The sequence below is a fragment of the Bacillus sp. Root131 genome (genome assembly GCF_001429475.1).
In the GTDB taxonomy this organism is placed as follows: Bacteria; Bacillota; Bacilli; order Bacillales; family Bacillaceae_G; genus Bacillus_A; species Bacillus_A thuringiensis_S.
This window is the reverse complement of record NZ_LMJQ01000023.1, coordinates 85,369-104,805: the sequence shown is the minus strand read 5'-3', so window position 1 is coordinate 104,805 and position 19,437 is coordinate 85,369. Positions and strand designations below refer to the sequence as shown.

Genomic DNA, 19,437 nt, shown 5'->3' with positions numbered 1-19,437 from the left:
CTTCTTTTAAGTCTGAAATAGTAACATGCTTGTTTTCAATTGTATTCGATATCATTATGTATCACTCCTTATTTAATATACTTATATTATACCATAAAGTTTTCTATTTGTCAATATAAGTTATTGTAAAAGAAAAACGTTTGCCTTTTAACAAACGTCTCACTACCCTTTTATCAATCGTATTCTCCTAAAGTTTGTTTCATTGCTTCTGCCATTATTTCTACTTTTGCTTCCTGTACCGCATCGTTATACTTACTTTCCGCACTCTTGTATTCTTTTTGTGGTCTACTTCTTAAAGGAACATTTTCGATACTAGAAGAACTACCATTACTACTACTTTGTTTTGGCTTCTCTACTTTTGGAATCTCTTTTACGATTGGTTTTAACTTATCACTCGTAATATCTTTACCTTCTTCTATTGGTTTATAGGATACAAGTTCACCTTTAAACAATTTTGGAATCATATTTTTCAATTGAGACTCATCTGTAACTGATAAAATCTCTGAATATAAACCTCTGTCTTCTGCATCATTCATTAATACTTTATATCTCATACGTTACACCTCTACTTATTTTATCGTTTCTTACTTAAATATACTTTGTTGGTTTGTAAGATACGAGTTCACCAACTAAAGTTTGTTCAATTACCATTTTTAGTTGTTCTTCACTCTCAGCTTTTATCTTTTCTTTATATAAACCACGTTCTTCTGTATCGTTCATTAATACCATATATTCATTATCTGGTCTACTTGATAAATCCAACCCCTCAGGCGTAGATGGTTTTACGTCTTTATGCTCTTTTAGACCATAATACGCAATTCCTTTAAAGTTTGAAGGAATATAATCATGCATGAATAAGTTTTTGTATACAACTTGTGTAAGAGAAGCCATGTGTTCAAGGCGTATTTGACTCTCAACGATAGAACCTTTGTAGTCTCCTTTTACTCTTAATCCACCAATTGTAGCATCTAAGTCATAGGAGAAGAAACCTTTGTTTCCTTTTCCTTCTAATATTGTATGTAACCAATCGCCTTGTTTCTCTACTCTTATTTCACCGAATGCTTTACTTTGTACCGTATATACCCCATCTTCTAGGTCTTTCATGAGTGGAGTTGAATTGATTGGCATTGTAGGTGGCACACATGATGTACAAGTTTTATGCTCTAATAAATGACTCTCTGTTTCTGTTAAATAAGGCATTACTTCATCAATCGGTTTACCTTTCTCAATAAACTTCTTGTAATCTTTTTCGTTATACTCAATCCACCACTGTTCTCCACAAACCTTACAAAAGTGGGATTGTTTCGTGTCTTTTCTCTTTGCCATGTTCTACACCCCTACATTGTTTATTAGAATCTCTATAACGTTTAACTTACTTATATTATAACATAAAATCACTGATTTGTCAAGTCTTTTCTACCCCTTAAAGGCTGTTCACACTTAAATATAACAAGTTTGGTTTCAAAACTACCTGTTTTCTTAGAAGGACACCTTAAAGTTGAATACTTCTTCTCTTCATTCGTAGGTTAGCTTGAAAATAACAAAAAGAAAGACTAAACCACGATGGTCTAGTCTTATTATTTATAGTTTATTCATTTGGGTCTAGGAAATGGAATGTCCAACCGTCTTTATGGTTACTTGATACATAATCATCAAAGTCTAATGTTAGTTCTCTTTCTACTATATAAATTGTAGTCTTTTCACCTTCGTCTGTATCCTTTACTTCAATTACAACGTTATAAGAGTTGGTAGCACCCCAACGGTTTACTAGTATCATTATACCCATCCACTTCTTTGTAACGCTTAAACCACCTGCGATATGTGAAAGTGTTAAATAATCACCCATGTTTATTATTGTCCTTTCTGTTTACTACATTAAATGAACCGTCATTCCTTCATGTTCTAATGTAGCTAGGAATAAGTCTAAATCTTGAATTGCACCTGAACCCTCAAATTTAATCGTTCTAACGATATCCGTAGGTGTTTGTACTTGTCTGATAATTGCTTTCTTTCGACTTGTAATTACTCCAATGTGGTTGTAGAAAACTAATTTACCTTTCCATACACCCTTTGTGTTCAAGATACTTTCTAACGTTTTATCCTTTGATTTAGTAGCAACATTTGACATTGTCTTATACCCCTTTATGATAGATTTTATTCACCCTTTTGTTTGTCTATGATGTGAAAGAAATCTTTTGACCTTCTTTTTCGTTTTGTGATACAAACCAACCCAATTCACCAATAATTTCTTTGTTTGAAGATACTAATACATACCCAAAACCTCTAATTGTGTTTATGCGTACTACTGAAACACTAGCTAGGGTTGGAACACCCATAGCTACACCATTAAATACTGGCTGTGAAATGAGAGTTCCAAACCATTTACCATGTGTTCTTGCATAGTTTTTCACGTTTTGTTGTGTAATTGCTTGCTCTGACATAGTACCTACCCCTTTACTGTTCCTAACTCGTAGAATGTAACTTCAATACCTAGTTTCTTATTATCTCGAATAAACCAGTCTAACTCTCTCATTTTATCCCCTTGGAAATTAAACATGATGTATTGTGTTCCAGTAAACGTTTTAACAGGTACAATGGATACAGTTGTTTCTATTAGTTCTTTATCAGTATACTTTTCCCATGTATGGTTTAAACGTAGTTTACCTTCCCATTTCTCTTGACTCTTAGCTAGTTCTTTTACGTCTGAAACAGATAACTCTTTCCCTCTTAGTTCCATAATCACATACCCCTTTCTGAACTTGTGTTACTTACTTCGTTCCATAAACTTATAACCTGTATATGGCTCTGATGTATACCAATTATGTACTACGTCTAATGGCTTCAAGAATCTCGTTCTATCATCGTAATCCTGTTCGTTTTCATCGTGAATGTACTCTAAACCAGTAATATCATAACTGAATGTGCAAATATAATGGTCTTTCCCTTCTAATAACACATGATGAACAACGACAAAGTATGTCTTACAGTTTACTGGATTGTCTGATTGAATAACGATGTCTCCACGCCACTGAAAATCTTGTTTCGCTACTTGTTTCACATGCTCTAATGAAACTTCTTTAAAACTGTTAGATGTTTTCATAATTAAATTTCTTACCTCCCTTTTATTCTACAATTAACTCCTGTAATTCAAAATCGTCTGATTCGTTTCCTGTAAACTGTTCTGTAAACTGTTCAATTGTGTAGATTACTTGGTCTAAAGGCTGTTTTACTTCCATATCACGATTATTTACTGCAAATAATTCCTTTAAATCACGTTGCATTGTAACAACATACTTTGTTTCTTCTCCATACGGTAATGCATGAATGACTACTAAAGTTTGGTCAACAACCTCCCCATCATTAATCATAAGTAAATCACCACGCCACATATTGTTTTTACTTGCCATATCCATTGCTTCCATAATACTAACTCGTTTTGATTCTACTACTTTACTCATTCTCATTACCTCTTCCCTTTTAAATTGACCTTGTTTATAAGTATTTCTCTTTTACTTATAATACTATTATACCATAAGTTTCTTTATTTGTCAAATATAGTTACACAATAAAAAAGCCTTAGACTATTAAGTCTAAGACTCTTCTATTTACCTTAGTTAATGCTTAATGCTTTTTGTCCCATTTGATTATAGATGTTTTCAAAGTGAGATTTAGATGCTCTAGCATTCTTCTGACCAGTTACAGGGTCATTGTAGTAAACATTGTTTCCATCTACCCCTGTGATTGTAACTGCATGAGTATTGAATTTCGCATAGATAGTTTTACCACTTGGAGTTTTCCATGTAACAGAACTATTAGGAGTTGTTAATCCTTCTGTTACCCAAGCTACTACTGGTTTACCGTTACGAACATAATTTTCTAATACAGAGAAGCTACTTCCTGTAAGGTTTGTACCTTTAGCATATTGGTCTAAAAGACGTTTTAATGGTGCTGGGTTGATTGAGAATCCCGGTCTCTTACCTGTAACATCACCTACGAAACCAACATCTGGGTCTCCCCAAGTTTTATAACGTCCACCTTGCTTAACCATTGGTGTAGTATCCATTGGCATTTGCATAGCGAAGTTTACCATATTAAATCTTTGTCCAGTATGGTACTCTACTAACATTTGTAATGAAACAACTTCACAACCATTGTATAATGAAGGGTATTGGTAGTAATGTGGTACGTCTAATAATACTAAATCGTTGTTTAGTGTATCTTTATTTACCCACTTATCACCTAAACCAGTTCCAATGCGTACCCATGCTCCACGTTTTTCTTTTACTTCTACAGTTTGAGGTGCAAATTTACCTGCAACGTTTGAAGAGAAGTTAGGGCTATCGTATGCAAAGAATACTTTGTTGAAATAGATGTTTTCGTGTTTTGCTTCGTTTTGAACTGTGTTTACCCACTTGTGACCTAACCAAGTATGAATTTTAATCCATCCACCTGCACGTTCTTCAATTACCCCAACTGGTTGTGGTGAACACTCAGAAGCAATTCCTGATTCATAATTAGAGTCATTGTATAGGAAGAAGTTTTTAGTCATCCATACTTTCTTCTCTGTAGTTTTCACCCATTTATGACCTAACCAAGTATCAATTTTAATCCAACCATCTTCACGTTCTTCTAATACGCCAACTGGTTGCGCTCCGCATTCACTTGCGATACCTGATGATAAAGAAGCATCATTGTAGATAAAGAAGTTTTTAGTCATCCATACCTTCTTCATATCCTTTGTTACCCATTTATGACCTAAATACGTGTTTACTTTTACCCAACCGTCTGCTCGTTCTTCAATGACTTCTAGTTTTTGTGCTAAGAAGTAACTTGAAACACCTGACGATAAAGAAGGTCCATTGTAAGTATAGAAGTCTCTATCCATTGGAAGTTTCTTCTGCTCTTTTAACATCCATTTATCACCAAAGTATGTTTTAATCTTCATCCATCCGTCAGGACGTTCCTCTAATACAGTTACAGTTTGTGGTGAGAATCCTGATGAAATACCTGATGATAATGAAGGTTCATTATACGTATAGAATACTCTATCAATTTTAACTCGTTTAGTTTGCTCAATTAATAACCATTTATCACCGAAGTATGTTTTGATTTTCACCCAACCGTCTTTACCTTCTTCTACTACGTTAACAGTTTGTGGTAAGTACTCACAAGAAATAGGCGATGATAAAGAAGGTTCTTCATAAGTTAAGAAATTCTTTTCCATTTTAATACGTTTAATTACTGGTCGGTCTGATGCTTGTGATGATGCTAATTGAGGTGCAACTGATTTTGCTTTTAGTTCTGCTTCCTCTTTCGCTTTTAATTCAGCTTCTTGTTTTGCCTTTAATTCAGACTCTTCTTTTGCTTTTAACTCTGCATCTGCTTTCGCCTTCGTTTCAGCATCTTTCTTTTCTTGTTCTTCTTTCACTTTTAACTCAGATTCTTGTTTCGCCTTTGTTTCAGCTTCTACTTTTGCTTTTTCTTCTTTATCTTGTTTTTCTTTTAGTTCAGCTTCTTGTTTTGCTTTTGTTTCAGCATCTAACTTCGCTTTATCTTCGGCTTCCTTCTTCACTTTAGCGTCTGCTTCTTCTTTAGCTTTCGTTTCAGCTTCAACTTTTGCTTTTGAATCAGATTCTTCCTTCGCTTTTAGTTCCGCTTCCTGTTTTGCCTTTAACTCTGCTTCTTGCTTTGCTTTCAGTTCAGCTTCTTTCTTCTGCTGTTCTTCTTTTACTTTTAACTCTTGTAACTTATCTTGTACTTCTTTAACTGCTTTCTTATTGTCTTCACGCTTTTTCACATACTCTTTTTCTGCATCTTGTTCCGTTTCAACCTTATTTTCATCTTTCTTTTCTACCCCAACTGTTTCAGAAGGATATTTAATACTTTCTTTGAACGTTTGAATCTCTTTTGCTAGTTTATCTTGTTTAGTTTGTAATTCTACGAACTTATTTTCTAATTCTTTATTTTCAACCGTAATGTCTTTCTCTTTATTTTGTTGTTCCTTTAATTTATCTTCGTCAGCAAATAACTTTTCTTGCTGTTTTAAGTAATCTTGTAATTTTAATAAATCTTTTTGTGTTACTTCCCCTGATTTAACAGTTTCTTGATTCTGTTCTTGTACCATTTCAATTTTCTTTGTAGCTTGGTTTCCTACTTCTGCTAGTGAACTTGATGGAAACGTTAATGCTCCTAAGACTACTAGTCCAGTAGTTGCTAATTTTGTTATATTTGATGCTTTCATTTTATTCTTCCTCCCCGAAGTTTCCAAAGTCTGCTATGTACTTTGCTTTATCTTTAACTATAATACTATTATAACATAAGTTTCGCTATTTGTCAACTATAGTTACAAATTTATACAGAGAAATAGCCCTAAACTTAGTAGTCTAGAGCTATAAACCTTATTATTTTATTGCAATAATGACAATTGACGTTTCGTAAAAGACAGTAAATACCCCTTCTTGTTTCTGCGAGATACACCTTACTATACTAGGTACAAAAGTTATGTGATGTTCTTCATTCCCTAACCTATTTACTTTCAGTTTAGACCTATTTTCTTCGGTGTCTAAACTAAAGATATACCCCTTCGTACAAGAACCTGTATCAGTTGTCATTGTAAAACTACGTTTGTTTTCTTCATTTACTAAGTTATCTAATGAGTCTTGAAATTCTTTAAATGAAAGTACCTTTGAAGTTGCTAGAATACTAGATAACTTTGTTTCTAATCCAGTTTCCATAATTACCTACCCCTATTCTTAAATTAAATTTCCATACCTGTCAGTTCTTTAAACTTTGCTTTGAACTCAGGTGAGTTCTTTGTTTTCGCCCACTCTTCATCTTCTTTAGAACTAGTTTCATAGAAATCAACTACAAGTTTAGAGAAACCTTCATACCCCTCGAAGTAATCTTTAAAGGACTTAACATTCGTTGCTCTTTCTACCTCACTTACGTTCCAAATAGACATATACTTCATATGTTCACTTAATTCTAGTTTTACATCTTCTAAATCCTCGTCAGGGGTACTAGACAAATCATCGAATTGTAATAACCACTGTTTAAATAATTCATCAAGGTTGGTACAATTTCTTACTTCTTCAAAATCAAACAGTCTATTACCTGTTAATCTAAAGTTTTCTAAATCCTCTACAATTACCGATACCATAAATTGCAGACTTGTTAAGTTTAATGTTGATTTCATTTCGTTACCCTCATTCTTTTATTTGTTTAAAGAGATAAGGCAATAGATTAGTTATCCATTGCCTTATCGTTTCCTTCTTGATAATCCATTTCACCATTAATAATCCTTACAAACTTCTTAACAGTTCTTTGTACTTCTTGTAGTAAGTCTTCTAACTGCATTTCTTTTCCATCTTCTTTTAAACGTTTATTTGCTGAATTCATCCATGTTGCAATGTAACCTACTGCTTTTTCCTTTGTGTCTATACCGAATACACTTGAAACTACTGTAGCTACTAGTTCAGCTTGTAACTCTCTTTCCCCTCTATCTAATTCAGATTTAGGGTGCATGTAAGCATGTGCAAGTTCGTGAATAGATGTACTTACGTTCTCTGTATGTGTATTTCGTTTGTTTAAAAGGATTTGTTTTGAATCATAGATACAACCACCTTTTGCACTTTGTAATACACCACGCTCATCCCAGTTCATTTCGTAACCAAGATTGTTTGCTAGTAAGTCGATACCACCTAGTAAGTTTTGATAATCTACTTCGTTTTCTTCAAAGTTGTAATGACGGTTTGGCATTAATTTAGGGTAATCTTCAATCTCAGCTGTTGTTTGTGAGATATCATACACATAACCTGACTTATAGCCTACCCCTTCTGTCCACTCATACTTACCTGCTAAAGCATCGTTCTGTACCTGTTTCGGTGCTTTGTTCCAAGGAATCCAACCATCGTCTAGCTTAATACGTTTGTATTTTACTCTAACCCAAATCAGTATTTTACCAGTTTCGCCTTTACGAATATAATACCCTAACTTCTTCCAACGTTGAGAACTTGCAACTGCCATCGCTCCCTCCCATTGTGCTTCTATTAACATAGAGTTCTTATAGGAGTAATTATGAAACTTAGACATAAACGTTAACATTTCTATGATGTCTTCTTTAGAAGTCTTATGGTTTGTTACTTTATTCATTATATCTTTCTGTTTTTCTGTTAACCAATTATCTCTTTCTTTACCTTTTAAATCTTTAGGGTTCTTTGCTAAAAGTTCTTCGTTTACTTCTCTTAATTCCGTTGTCATATAAATACCCCTTTCTTACTAGATTCAATAGATGTTTGATTTACTGGTCTATATACAATTCTTGATATGTAGCTTTATCCTCTTCCGTTTCAAGGTGTGGAATCATTTCTTTATGCTCTTGACATTTACCATCTAAATATACATGACAGTCTACCACACAACCACCTGATAAGCCAACCGTTTCACAATCCGTTATGCTTAATGGATAATTTCCAGTTGCTAATGCATTTCTATAGTCTTGACTCTCTTGTTCATTAGTTGGTGCTACTGCCATTGAATGTATATCATCTAGTCTATAGTTACCGTATCGTTTTGACATACTTAGTATTCCCCTCTTTTCTTGTTTTATTACACGATAGACTCAAGACTTTCTTATCATATTCCAGTCTGATTCTACCTTTCTACTCTTCCCCTCTTATTAACCTACAAAAATCTATATCTCGTTATGGGCATTGTACCCACTTGTTTACTACTTTATTATACCATATAATTTTCCATTTGTAAACTACCAAAATTTCAAAAAGTTTGTAGTCTTGTTATTTATTTCATGTGATTTTGGGTAATCTAATAGTTTATACCTATTTGTTTTCATAGATTGAGAAGGGTTATAAAATCATTAGAGTTAGGTAGTATCGTAAAATAAGAATTGAGGATGAGACTACTAGTCTTATATAGGTATTGAAGGTATGATACGAAAAATGACGTATTTATTTTACTAAGTTAAAACGGACTCAATGCTCAATCACCAACATGTAAAGTTACGTAAAATTTAATGTAGATAGCTTAAAAATTATATCAGTTCTACCCCTGTGAACAAAGAAAAAGACTGTAAGTTTTCACCTACAGTCTCGTTTCTATGTATTTATTTCTTTAAATTTACAATGTACTTTGCAAATTCTAGTCTTGATACCCCTTTTAATGGGTGTAAGTTTGTTACTTTTTCGTCTGACTCACTATACCCCAACTCGACTAAATAATGCGTAAGAAGGATAAGTGAGATTGGAAGTTTAATCTCTCCACTACGAACTCGATTGAAGTAATAATCAATGTCTTCACTTCGGTTATTGTTTAATTGGATTAAACTATATAGTCTACCTGCATCTTCTAGAGAAATTTGAATCTTTTTGATGTCTTCATACCCATATAGTTTTGAAATGTTCTCTTTTACCGCTACGTCTTTATTAAAGAAATGGTTTGGGTGTGATGATATCATGTAGGCTAACTCACATCTACGTATGTTTCCATATATGTTTTCTTTCGTATAGAATTCAAAGAAATTATCAAGTCCAGAACTTACTAATTCGTTATACCCCTGATTGAAGTAATCCGATTCTTCTGATACACCGTCTATAGATTTACGCTTCTTACCAAATCGTTCTAGAGCGTTTATACTCTCTGCTCTTGATACAATACCTCTTGGGTTGAAGTATAAATTTCCTGTTCTATCGTACTGCGGTGTTAAAATATGTTGCTCGATAGCGGAAATCATGAAGTTTCTTTCTTCTTCATTTAATGTTTCTCTATCGTAGTATACTAGTGATTTATCTTCTGCATGAGATAAGAACTTACGGTCTTCTTTATCCACTTCGTCTTGTTTACTAAACTCATCAAAATCCTTTGGTTCGTTTAAGTCTAGTAAATCTTCATCTTCGTCTTCATCCAGTATCTCATCGTCTATAATAGGCGTTTCAACGATTTCATCTTCATCTTCAATTGGTTCTACTAATTCTACAGAATCGTTTTCCTCTTTTTCTTCTGTAGTTGGTGTATAACTTGTCTCACCATTACCTGTATCATATGGTATCGGATATACACATTTTTCTAAGTCTGCAACATGTGATACTTCGTCTTGAACAGGAGAAGACTCCCTACCCCTTTGAGTAGAGAGTTCCTTTACTTGCTGTTCTAATGTATTAATTGATAGTTTATTTTCATCATGCATGTTGTTTCTCACCTTCTTTTGAAGACGACTCAATCACTTTCTTAAAGTACTCTGAACTGTCCTTACATTCCATTACTTTGTTTAGTATTTCTTTACGAACCATCTTACGAATCAGTTCTTCTTGCTCTAATGATAACCCCATTGCCGTTAATACAGTTGGGTTTACTTTCTTACCCTTACGTACAATACCTACTAAGTTTTCACGTACTGTAATAATGTCTTTACTTTCTGTATCATACTGCATTGTGAATTTATAAGCATACATAGACTTTTCTTCTTCTACATAGAATGCTCTACGTTTCTCTAAATCTTCAATACTGTAATCAACAAACATATCGTCTGAAATTAACATCTTTAATGTTGGAGACTCTAAATTCTCGTTTAAGATTAATGTACCTTCTACTACTCTTTCAAGGTTTGGATTTACAGAGTAATATTTTAGCTTGTTTGCAATGTACATTTTGTTGTCTTCTTTTGTTACTTTAGGCGTTACTTTTAAATGCATATCGTCTTCATCCTCCAGTAATTCATTGTATTCATCAACTGCTTTACACATTGCTTTGTTATATACGTTTACATATTTAGTAGCTTCCGTAACTAAGATACTAGCGTCTAACTGTAATTCAGAAGCGTTTAAAGCACGAACATACTCGTTATCTCCTGAATATGCGAAACCAGTTTTCTCTAAATTATGCATTTTAATGATAGGGTTTTCTTTGACAGGATACATTTTCTCTTTCTTACCGTTTATGTATACTGTTACAGGGAAATCATACTTGTTTTCTTCTGTTATTTCCCTTGTAAATTCTCCACCTACCCCTCTGATACGGTTTACCATGTCTAATTCACATTGATTATCATAATCTATTGCATAGTAACTCGTATAGAAAGGGAATGTGTCTACTTCTTCAATATTGTCTTCATATATGATACTGTAGTCTGTAATACCCTTTAATTGTTTTCCTTCTGCTAGTAATCTATCAGTATAGTAATCTAGTTCTTCTGCTCGTTTTAAATATGTTTCCATGAAAATGAAGTTTTCTCCTCTTTTCGTGATAACATCTAAATACTTTTCATAAACTAGCTTACCTTTTTCCGTGTTTGGCTTAATTGCTCCCTCTAACACTTTTAAGATATACCTAGACTCATCATGTCTAGACAGTTCTTTTCTGAATGTCCAGTTTGATAGATTACTAATCCCTGCATACTCAGACAAGGCTTGATAGAAAATACCACTTACATAAATCTCTTTTGCGTTTCCTACTGTATAGAAATTCTCAATATACGATAAATCGTTTACCCCTCTGAATTTAATTCTACCTTTTTCGATGGTAGCCAATGGTTTTACAATTGTATTACTGTTAACCGATTGTTTCTTACCTAGATACTTAGATAAATGATTTTCAGTTGTTTGTACTCTAAAATAGTTTGATAGTAACTCTAAATCTTTCTTTAAGTCCTCATTGGTTGTTACTCTTGCTCCGAATTCTAACATTAAATAATCGTCTACTTCGTAGAACCCGTCTGAATAATTTTTAATAACCTCTAATTCCTCTACCCCATACTCATCCGTTAAGTATGCTGATACGTCTTGCTTGCTTACAATAGAAGCTGTATCTATCATACCTCGGTCTGCTATTTGGAAGTTTAGGTTATGTAATAAACTACGGATAGACGATAGTCTGATTTTCAGTTTGTTATGTTGTACTTCAAATCCATTCTTAAAATAAGTCATTGCTTTTAACTCCACCTCCTTCACCTACTTTCTATTGTTTACTTGAAGTCTTGTATACCACAATGTATTGTTTACTCACTACTTCCCCAATCCTTACTGTTTTCGTTAATGTAACAATATATCTCGGTTCTTTCTTTAGTCTGTCAATTGTAGGTAATAACTCACTCATGTTTATTGTCAATCTCTTTGTTACATTACCCTCTTTATCTGTATATGCCACTTCTACTTGGTTACCTTGTGTAATAAATGAAATTATTTGTACCTGTTCTAAGTTTATAAATTTAACAGGTACTTCCCGTTTAAACTCGTTCAACATATCAAAGTAAAATGCTTTACCTTTCATTATGAGAGTAGTCTCTCCTTGCCCTAGTTTACGTAAATAAATCATATAAATAGACCTCTTTATATTTATTTCTCCTGCTTATTTATATTAATATTATAACATAAGTTTCCCAAAATGTCAATAGGAACTGGAAAATAACATCCAGTTCCTACCTAATTCTCTATAAACTCGCTTGTTATTATACGTCTTGTAGTACACTCTCTAAATCATCTATAAATTTTTTCTGTTTAGGTGACACTTTCTTGTAGGTTAATACTGTTTTTAGTATGTCTACTGCGAAACCTTTTCTTTTCTTATCAACTACATCCCTATGTCTGATTGCTTTTTCTAACAACTCTTCGTACTCTTCTGTAGGGAAGTTTGAACGGTTTCTAACTACCCCTGTTCTCGGTTTATTACTTTGCATTGCTTCGGCTACATTGTTTTCTTGGATAATTAAGTTATACCATTCTAAGCCTTTTGGTTTGTCTTTATTTACAAAGTCATTATTTAGAATTTGTAACACGATATCTTCTGCTACAACTTTTCCTTCGTTTTCATGCATAAAGTTCTTCAGTTTCTCTGCACCTGCATTGAGTTTTGTTGTGAAAACCGATACCCCTTCTTCATACTCAAACATATTCAAGTATGCGAAATCTTTCGTTGCTAGTACACTCTTATTCAGTTTCAATTGTATTTGCTGATTCATGAAAATTTTCAACGCATCTTCTCGTGTCTCTACAGGTGGTAATCCGAATAGTAAGTTCATCCGTTTTGCACTTTCTGTAGCATGAGTCTTAGATGCTATATGGCTTTGTTTTGATAACGTAATTTCTTTGTATGTTAACTTATAACCCGTTTCAGTAGGGTTTGGTTCAAGAGTTAAAATATCGTCTTGTGCTAATACCCCTGTAAGCTTCTTAATCATAGACAAGTTATTTAATAACATAACGAACTGATTGATATTTAAGTTTTGTGTCATAACTTGTATGAAATCATTATTGGTTGTACCTGTCTTTAACGCATCGAACTTCTCTAGTAGGTGTTCTACCATCTTAGGCATAATTCTATCACCTAAGTAGTTTACTGGGAAGTTTGTATTCAATTCACTTACCGTAGTTCCGTGACACCCATACGCGAAACAACCACAAAGATATATCAGTTTGGTTACAATATCATAGGGTTCAAAGGCTACTAACATCTTATATTCTCTAGCAAAGAAGTCCATTATCTTGTCTCCTACTTGCTCTGCTAAAGGTCTTGGTATCGGTAAACCATACCCAATGAATGTACTCATATAGTTTAATTCTGTTTTATTAAAGGTTTGTTCATTTGTAGAACTATTTACGAACTGCATTAACAATGCCATGAACTGGTCTTGTTTACGATGAATTTCATAGTAAGAATGGTAATCGTTATAGTAGTCTTCTGTATGTGTTCTGATTTGATTTACGTATTCAGTAAGTCTTTCACCTAACTGCTCGTCTATTTCGAAGAAATCATGAACACATGTACTACCAAAGACTAAACTATCTCCAAAGTCGTTTATAGCGGTAAAAGCGTATCGTATCTCATGACCTAATGAACAGTAGCCATGAACAATGTCTTTCACGAATGCTAAACGCCATTTTGCATTTTGGTTTAAGTTTGCTAACTTAATACCCTTCTTACGGAAATATTCTTCATTTACCCCTCGACCAAGGTTTAAGAAAATATTCTCCGCACCTTTATTATGAAGTATTAAGTTTCCTACGTATTGTTGTAAGAAGCTGTACTGTTCTTCGGGTATCTCTTGCTCTAAAAATCGGTTCATAACAACATCTGACATCATACGCTCTTTTGCAAATTTTGCCTTTAAAGACCTACGGTTTGAAACTAATACCCCTTTATCCAAGTTCGGATTGTGTACACACTTATTCTTAATGAACTCAGTTGTAACGGTGTTTAGGTAGTCTGTACCTAGTAGTTCTTTTACGATTTTGAATGTTGTTTTATTCTTAATGATGTATGCTTCTTTATTTCCGTGTTTCACAACATTATATTCCATTCTCTTTCTCCTTTCGTAAATAATTCTTATCACCAATCATTTATACATCTATTATAACATAAGTTCTTGTATTTGTCAAATGTATTATCTGTTCATAACAATTAGTAAGCCTGTCTCGCTTTCATTTCTGCTCGTTCCGTAATACTAAACTCGTCTATACCTACATAGTCTTCTACCGCTTCTAATACTTTATAACCTAAGTTTGTTGAATCTCCATATGGTGTTTCTAATTCTAATACGTTTTTAGGGAAGATAATACCCCTTTGTAGCCAATATTCTTGTAGTTTCTGTAACTCTACGCTATAGTCATTTCCTGTCTTTGTAATTAATGGTACGTTACCCTCTCGTTCACGCACGTTACCTAAAGATACAATGTATAAATAGATAGAATGACCGTTTGTTAACATCAGTTTCAATCCACCATAATGACTTCTTTTTGTGTTTTGAGCTAATACTAATGCTGTTTGTTTTGTTTTATATAGATACTTTTTCGGTATAGAATAAATAAAAGTACGAACACCATTTGTTTCTCTGTAGTCTACATACTCCAATGCTTTGTCTGTAGGACGATAACGGTACGGTAAGTGTAAATTTTCGTTTGTTACGATTAATGCATTACCATCCTTTGCCGTATATGTAGTTTCTGATTTCTTTTGCCCGTTATTGTGATAAATGTTACGAACGATTGAGTTACTTTTACGAATTGGTGCGTACTTACCGTTTAATTTACTATATTTCTCGTCTTCAATCCCTTTGATGTACACTTTATTTAATAAAGTTGGTTTGCTGAATGGTGAGGGTAGTTGTTTTATACTAAATCTTGTCTCACTTCTTAACTCAGCCATTAGTTGCTTAAATTCTTTCGCAAAATGCCTATCCAAGAATTCTGTCATTTGGGTTCACCTCTTCGTTTTTGTTGTTATGTGCTGTTTCTATATCTATCTGAAATAATTCGTTGAATTTTGCCTTTATATTAGAAATAAAACTCTTACTTGTATGTAACCGTTGCTAGTGGCAAGACCAGACGATGAAACCTCTAGTTTCGTTCGTTTAACTACATTTTGGGTTTCGAATATACCCCTAAATAAAAGTACACAAAAAGACGCATACCTTTTAATATTTGTATGCGCCTTAATTATGGTTCGCTATTCATTTAAAAACACCCTTTTAAAATAGTTTAAGGAATACTGATGTACGTTTTAAAACTTTACGAGCGAATCTTGCTACAATCATGAACATCATGATTAGAGTTAGTAACACCATCATTACAGTTGAGTCACCGAATGCAGTTATATAGATAAACAACATTGCGAACTTTACAATACGCATTGCTCTCATGTTTGAGAAGTCTAATGCTAAATAAATTGCTGATAAAAATAATACTAATACTGTCATACTTTCCACCTCTTTGTCTGCTTAATTTTATTATAGTTTTGCTATATTTTTGTTATACTTTATTTAAGTTTATTAGAAAAGGGTAAAAGGTCTTAGCGGCTACTAAGACCTAAAACCCTGTATTACCTTAGAATAAAACTTGTGAAGGGTCAAACCCATAATTTTTATATGTTTTAAATACTTCACTTAGTTTTTGCTTTTGTACATAATACAATTGTTTTACGTCTTTCATATGCTCTAGTTGTTGTGGTGTTGCTTCCCCATCATATCTTGCTATATTATGATGTGCTTGTGTATGCAACCAGTCTATACCAGCTAGTAAGTCTTTTACGCTTGTGTAACTACGACCTTGACTTAGTTGCTGTACATAATGTCTAGCGTTTTCTAACGTTGATACATCGAAATCTTTGTTTGCTTGAATCATTGCTTTATAGTCATATTGTACAGTCATTTTACTACATCCTTTTCCGTTTAATATTGATTGATAATAGCTCTTGCTTGTTTTAACTTGTCTACATCTACCCCTAAAATATCAATATATGTTCTGTTTCGTTCAATCAGATTATAATTAGGTTGGTAATGTGTAAGTAATTGGTTTACTTGATACTGTAAACTTGTAGCTTGCGACTCTAAGAAATTAATAAGCATTGATACATCGTTTGCATGGTATTGTTGAAACTTGTAATTAATAAATGCCATCGCTTCTTGATAGTTTCTCATTGGATACATATTAATCTCGTTAATTGCTTGTGATAGATTAACGTTGTTTAGATTCATGTTCCTACCCCTTTGATAGTTAATTTGCCTAGTTTAACCCGTAATTGTGAATGTAGTTTATGTAATTGAGTTCTTTACATATACCTTATACTTCTGTACTTCCTTAACTATACTTACATTATAACATAAGTTCTTTAAAATGTCAATAAAGTTCACAAATAATTTTAAAAAGTGGAATTTATCCTACTAGTTAGATAACTTTATACTGGTTTTCTATTTTCTGACTATTAAACTCCAAAAGAAAAACGCTTACCTTTTGATAAGCGTTCTCTACCCCTATTCAAGTATTAATGGCGTAATAGAGTCTAATTCATAAATCATGAAGTATTTGTTACGTGAGTTTTTAATATCTACGATTGAAACTATATTTTCTCTTTCGAAGTCTATTGTAGTATGCTCTCCGTTATCAAGGATAATACAGAAACCAACTCTTGCACGACTCGTTATGACTTCATCAATCTGACCTGTAACATGGTTACCATTCCCGTCTAATACAGATACTTTTGTATAATTATAGTCTTCAAAATTATCTAGAAACTCTAGAAAATCATCATAAGTTAGTGTATCTGTAAATCGAAATACTCCTAAACTGTTTCTCATACCATCAATATAGTTCTTTAATCGTTTACTATGACATACTTCTTCTTTTACTTTAAACTCAAAATACGTATTGTTTGTTTGAATGATATAATATGTTGTTCCATTTTGAAGAATGCATTCAATGGAAGATTTGAAGTAATAATAGTGGTCTTGCTCATTCTCTAGATGTAATTTAAACCATGCATCCTCTTGCACGTCTACTTGATTTATTTGACAAGTTTCTATACTTCTTACAATAACAGGATGTAACCCAACATCCCTTACTCTTGTCAGTTCAACTAAACAACCTTCATATGATTTCAGTTTTGCAACTAATTCTTGAAATGTAATCTTTGAACCTTTTAAGTCTTTGATACCTCTTGCTGTTCTTTCTTCTGTAACTAACATTTCTATACCCCTCATTCTATGTTACTTATAATTATCGGTACAACCTCTCTAGATGTGAAGAGTGTATATGAATTATAGTTTGAACCAAACCCATGAACGACTTCTTCTATATCGTTTGCTTTAAAATATAACTCAACTTCCCTACTGTTTGGTAATTCTAATATCAGTTCAATTTCATTCTTATGAATTAAATTTGTTAAACTTACGAACTTTCCACGTACTACCAACCCGTCTTGGAAAGTTGAGATAGTTGCACCTGTTTCTATACGCTTAAACATATGATAAAACAGTTTGTTAAAAGGAATAACCTTACTCTTACCTACGTTTGAAATCAATACTTGTTTTCTTTTTGTTGATAATGTACTTGTCACGCTATTTCCTCCTGTTTCTTACTTTTTAAGGTATACAAAATGTAAAGGAACTAAAGAATCTTTGTAGAATAAAGTAAAGTGAACACTGTCTACTGTTCTTTGCATAATTGCATGTTTTGTATGTATCTCTTCTAAAACCATGCTCTTTTCCTTTCCTTCTTCTGTAACATCTAAATTTATTGTAATTGTTCCTTTCTCTTCCTCTTTTACAATTTCGTTTACCTTTCCTGTATACGTGTAACCCTCCCATAAAGCTGTTAGGCGATACGGATACTTACCACACTCTAATAACTCATGTAAAAACTTTTTACCACTTACAAAGAAGTAATCTTGTACCCCACTACCTTTTACATAGTCTTCAACTGTTTTAAGCACTTCTTCTCTCATCCACTCGTTCACAATACCTACTCCTTCACCCATTTAAATCTTTCTCTATATCTAAATAAGTTTGATTTATAATCCTCAGATACCCCAACAAGATAAGAAATGAATGTTTGATGTTTCTTCTCTTTAAAAGGTAGACTAATAACACCTGTCTCCATGTTTCCGATTAAAACTTTCTTTTCATCCAATGTAATTAATCCACCCATTAAATGACCTGTTGTTTCATTTACTTTATGTAATAACATTCTTTTATTTGTCATAAGGAAAATATACAAGTCTTGCTTAATATACCCCAACAAGATATATTTGTAATCTTGGTTAAACTGTATTGTAAATACTTCTTCTCCTTCTTTTAAGTTTGCCTTTCTTAGCAAACTCTCTACTAAATGTTGCTCTATAATTACACTACAGTTTGAATTTACTTTAACCGATTTCACCTATTAATACACTCCTACTCTACTTCGTCTTAACAATAACAGGCGAAACAATACTTTTACCATACACCATAAAGTATACTAAGTCTTCCATCTTTACTTCTGATACGAGAATGGTATCCTGTTCTAAGAACTTAACCGCACTTAGCCCTTTTCCTAATTGGTATACATGTACTAAAATCCCACCATCTATTATAGTTACAGAATCTAATAACCCTTCCACTTTCTTTCCTTTTGGGTTTATTGTTAAAATATCTGTATACCCACTCTCTTTACTTTTCAAAAGAAAATTAGAAAAAGTTTTGAAAGACCTTGTTTCAGTAAAGCCTAAATTGTTTAACGTATGCCTTAACTCTGATGCTTCTTTATTACTAGTTGGTTTTGTAGCTACTTTTACTTCTCTTTTTATACAGGGAGAACCTGACTTTTTAAAGGAAAATTCTAGTACATACCCCTGTTTGAATATCATATAATACTTGGTTTTATTCTTCCGAATCTCTTTGACTAGGAAACTAAAATAAGTTCTTTCAGAAGGTGCTTGTTCTTCATCGACAATTAATGTGAACGAACCACCTCTACCTTCTTTTACATGTAGTAGTTCCCCATCTGTATATAACTCTTTATCTAAATCTGCTATCAGTTTATGTACAACAATATGCTTATTTTCCTTCTCTTTCAGTTCTGATACAAAGTTTTTAAAGCTAATTACTTCACCCTTTATGTCTTCTGCTAGTTTTATTTCTCCCATTTTCACGACCTCCATACTTTTAACTATAACTATTAT

The 19,437-nt window shown here is 33.0% G+C and carries 26 protein-coding genes; all 26 read right to left on the bottom strand.

The genetic code is table 11. From position 1 onward, the window contains the following. Positions 1-173: 173 nt before the first annotated feature. The gene (locus tag ASE54_RS25000) at positions 174-554 is read right to left on the bottom strand and encodes a hypothetical protein (protein WP_001269655.1); all 381 of its coding nucleotides are present in this window, start codon (positions 552-554) and stop codon (positions 174-176) included. A gap of 34 nt (positions 555-588) precedes the next feature. After that, entirely contained in the window at positions 589-1,326 is a 738-nt protein-coding gene (locus ASE54_RS24995; protein ID WP_001129131.1) for a hypothetical protein, read from the bottom strand. 262 nt (positions 1,327-1,588) lie between these two features. Then, positions 1,589-1,846: a hypothetical protein gene (locus tag ASE54_RS24990; RefSeq protein ID WP_000503151.1), complete on the bottom strand. Its 258-nt coding sequence runs from the start codon at positions 1,844-1,846 to the stop codon at positions 1,589-1,591. A gap of 24 nt (positions 1,847-1,870) precedes the next feature. Then, complete coding sequence (locus ASE54_RS24985; RefSeq protein WP_000072875.1) at positions 1,871-2,128, bottom strand: hypothetical protein; 258 nt, start codon at positions 2,126-2,128, stop codon at positions 1,871-1,873. A gap of 46 nt (positions 2,129-2,174) precedes the next feature. After that, positions 2,175-2,441 carry a hypothetical protein gene (locus ASE54_RS24980; protein ID WP_001294906.1) on the bottom strand — a complete coding sequence of 89 codons (267 nt, stop codon included), beginning with the start codon at positions 2,439-2,441 and terminating at the stop codon, positions 2,175-2,177. A 5-nt stretch (positions 2,442-2,446) separates the two neighbouring features. After that, entirely contained in the window at positions 2,447-2,737 is a 291-nt protein-coding gene (locus ASE54_RS24975; protein WP_000423149.1) for a hypothetical protein, read from the bottom strand. A 27-nt stretch (positions 2,738-2,764) separates the two neighbouring features. After that, positions 2,765-3,100, bottom strand: a complete 336-nt coding sequence (locus tag ASE54_RS24970; RefSeq protein ID WP_000858317.1) for a hypothetical protein — start codon at positions 3,098-3,100, stop codon at positions 2,765-2,767. 22 nt (positions 3,101-3,122) lie between these two features. Then, positions 3,123-3,458 carry a hypothetical protein gene (locus ASE54_RS24965; RefSeq protein WP_000049396.1) on the bottom strand — a complete coding sequence of 112 codons (336 nt, stop codon included), beginning with the start codon at positions 3,456-3,458 and terminating at the stop codon, positions 3,123-3,125. A 152-nt stretch (positions 3,459-3,610) separates the two neighbouring features. Continuing rightward, on the bottom strand, positions 3,611-6,241 hold the full coding sequence (locus ASE54_RS24960) for a C39 family peptidase (protein WP_000648047.1): 2,631 nt from the start codon (positions 6,239-6,241) through the stop codon (positions 3,611-3,613). A 160-nt stretch (positions 6,242-6,401) separates the two neighbouring features. Then, complete coding sequence (locus ASE54_RS24955) at positions 6,402-6,734, bottom strand: hypothetical protein (RefSeq protein ID WP_000447478.1); 333 nt, start codon at positions 6,732-6,734, stop codon at positions 6,402-6,404. Positions 6,735-6,757: 23 nt separating this feature from the next. After that, complete coding sequence (locus tag ASE54_RS24950) at positions 6,758-7,195, bottom strand: hypothetical protein (RefSeq protein WP_000843245.1); 438 nt, start codon at positions 7,193-7,195, stop codon at positions 6,758-6,760. Between the two features lie 47 nt (positions 7,196-7,242). Beyond that, the gene (locus ASE54_RS24945; protein WP_003259901.1) at positions 7,243-8,259 is read right to left on the bottom strand and encodes an ImmA/IrrE family metallo-endopeptidase; all 1,017 of its coding nucleotides are present in this window, start codon (positions 8,257-8,259) and stop codon (positions 7,243-7,245) included. Between the two features lie 40 nt (positions 8,260-8,299). Beyond that, positions 8,300-8,578, bottom strand: a complete 279-nt coding sequence (locus ASE54_RS24940; protein ID WP_000044886.1) for a hypothetical protein — start codon at positions 8,576-8,578, stop codon at positions 8,300-8,302. A 543-nt stretch (positions 8,579-9,121) separates the two neighbouring features. After that, a complete protein-coding gene (locus tag ASE54_RS24935; RefSeq protein WP_000543633.1) occupies positions 9,122-10,201 on the bottom strand; it encodes a hypothetical protein in 1,080 nt (359 codons plus the stop codon). Further along, on the bottom strand, positions 10,194-11,936 hold the full coding sequence (locus tag ASE54_RS24930; RefSeq protein WP_000220763.1) for a hypothetical protein: 1,743 nt from the start codon (positions 11,934-11,936) through the stop codon (positions 10,194-10,196). Before ASE54_RS24930 ends, ASE54_RS24935 begins: the two co-directional genes overlap by 8 nt. 31 nt (positions 11,937-11,967) lie before the next feature. Then, a complete protein-coding gene (locus ASE54_RS24925; protein WP_000639827.1) occupies positions 11,968-12,324 on the bottom strand; it encodes a hypothetical protein in 357 nt (118 codons plus the stop codon). Positions 12,325-12,457: 133 nt separating this feature from the next. Then, complete coding sequence (locus ASE54_RS24920) at positions 12,458-14,305, bottom strand: hypothetical protein (RefSeq protein WP_000456290.1); 1,848 nt, start codon at positions 14,303-14,305, stop codon at positions 12,458-12,460. A 101-nt stretch (positions 14,306-14,406) separates the two neighbouring features. After that, on the bottom strand, positions 14,407-15,198 hold the full coding sequence (locus tag ASE54_RS24915; RefSeq protein WP_000134297.1) for a hypothetical protein: 792 nt from the start codon (positions 15,196-15,198) through the stop codon (positions 14,407-14,409). Positions 15,199-15,472: 274 nt separating this feature from the next. Further along, positions 15,473-15,700 carry a hypothetical protein gene (locus tag ASE54_RS24910; protein ID WP_000217485.1) on the bottom strand — a complete coding sequence of 76 codons (228 nt, stop codon included), beginning with the start codon at positions 15,698-15,700 and terminating at the stop codon, positions 15,473-15,475. A gap of 127 nt (positions 15,701-15,827) precedes the next feature. Beyond that, the gene (locus tag ASE54_RS24905) at positions 15,828-16,151 is read right to left on the bottom strand and encodes a hypothetical protein (RefSeq protein ID WP_000218244.1); all 324 of its coding nucleotides are present in this window, start codon (positions 16,149-16,151) and stop codon (positions 15,828-15,830) included. Positions 16,152-16,171: 20 nt separating this feature from the next. Continuing rightward, the gene (locus ASE54_RS24900) at positions 16,172-16,477 is read right to left on the bottom strand and encodes a hypothetical protein (RefSeq protein ID WP_001052623.1); all 306 of its coding nucleotides are present in this window, start codon (positions 16,475-16,477) and stop codon (positions 16,172-16,174) included. A gap of 276 nt (positions 16,478-16,753) precedes the next feature. Next, positions 16,754-17,464: a hypothetical protein gene (locus ASE54_RS24895; RefSeq protein ID WP_000961607.1), complete on the bottom strand. Its 711-nt coding sequence runs from the start codon at positions 17,462-17,464 to the stop codon at positions 16,754-16,756. Between the two features lie 11 nt (positions 17,465-17,475). Further along, complete coding sequence (locus ASE54_RS24890; protein ID WP_000204760.1) at positions 17,476-17,835, bottom strand: hypothetical protein; 360 nt, start codon at positions 17,833-17,835, stop codon at positions 17,476-17,478. Positions 17,836-17,853: 18 nt separating this feature from the next. Continuing rightward, positions 17,854-18,234, bottom strand: a complete 381-nt coding sequence (locus ASE54_RS24885) for a hypothetical protein (protein WP_001007096.1) — start codon at positions 18,232-18,234, stop codon at positions 17,854-17,856. Between the two features lie 5 nt (positions 18,235-18,239). Then, positions 18,240-18,656 carry a hypothetical protein gene (locus tag ASE54_RS24880; RefSeq protein ID WP_000843774.1) on the bottom strand — a complete coding sequence of 139 codons (417 nt, stop codon included), beginning with the start codon at positions 18,654-18,656 and terminating at the stop codon, positions 18,240-18,242. 19 nt (positions 18,657-18,675) lie between these two features. Next, positions 18,676-19,401: a hypothetical protein gene (locus tag ASE54_RS24875; RefSeq protein WP_000503883.1), complete on the bottom strand. Its 726-nt coding sequence runs from the start codon at positions 19,399-19,401 to the stop codon at positions 18,676-18,678. Positions 19,402-19,437: the final 36 nt, after the last annotated feature.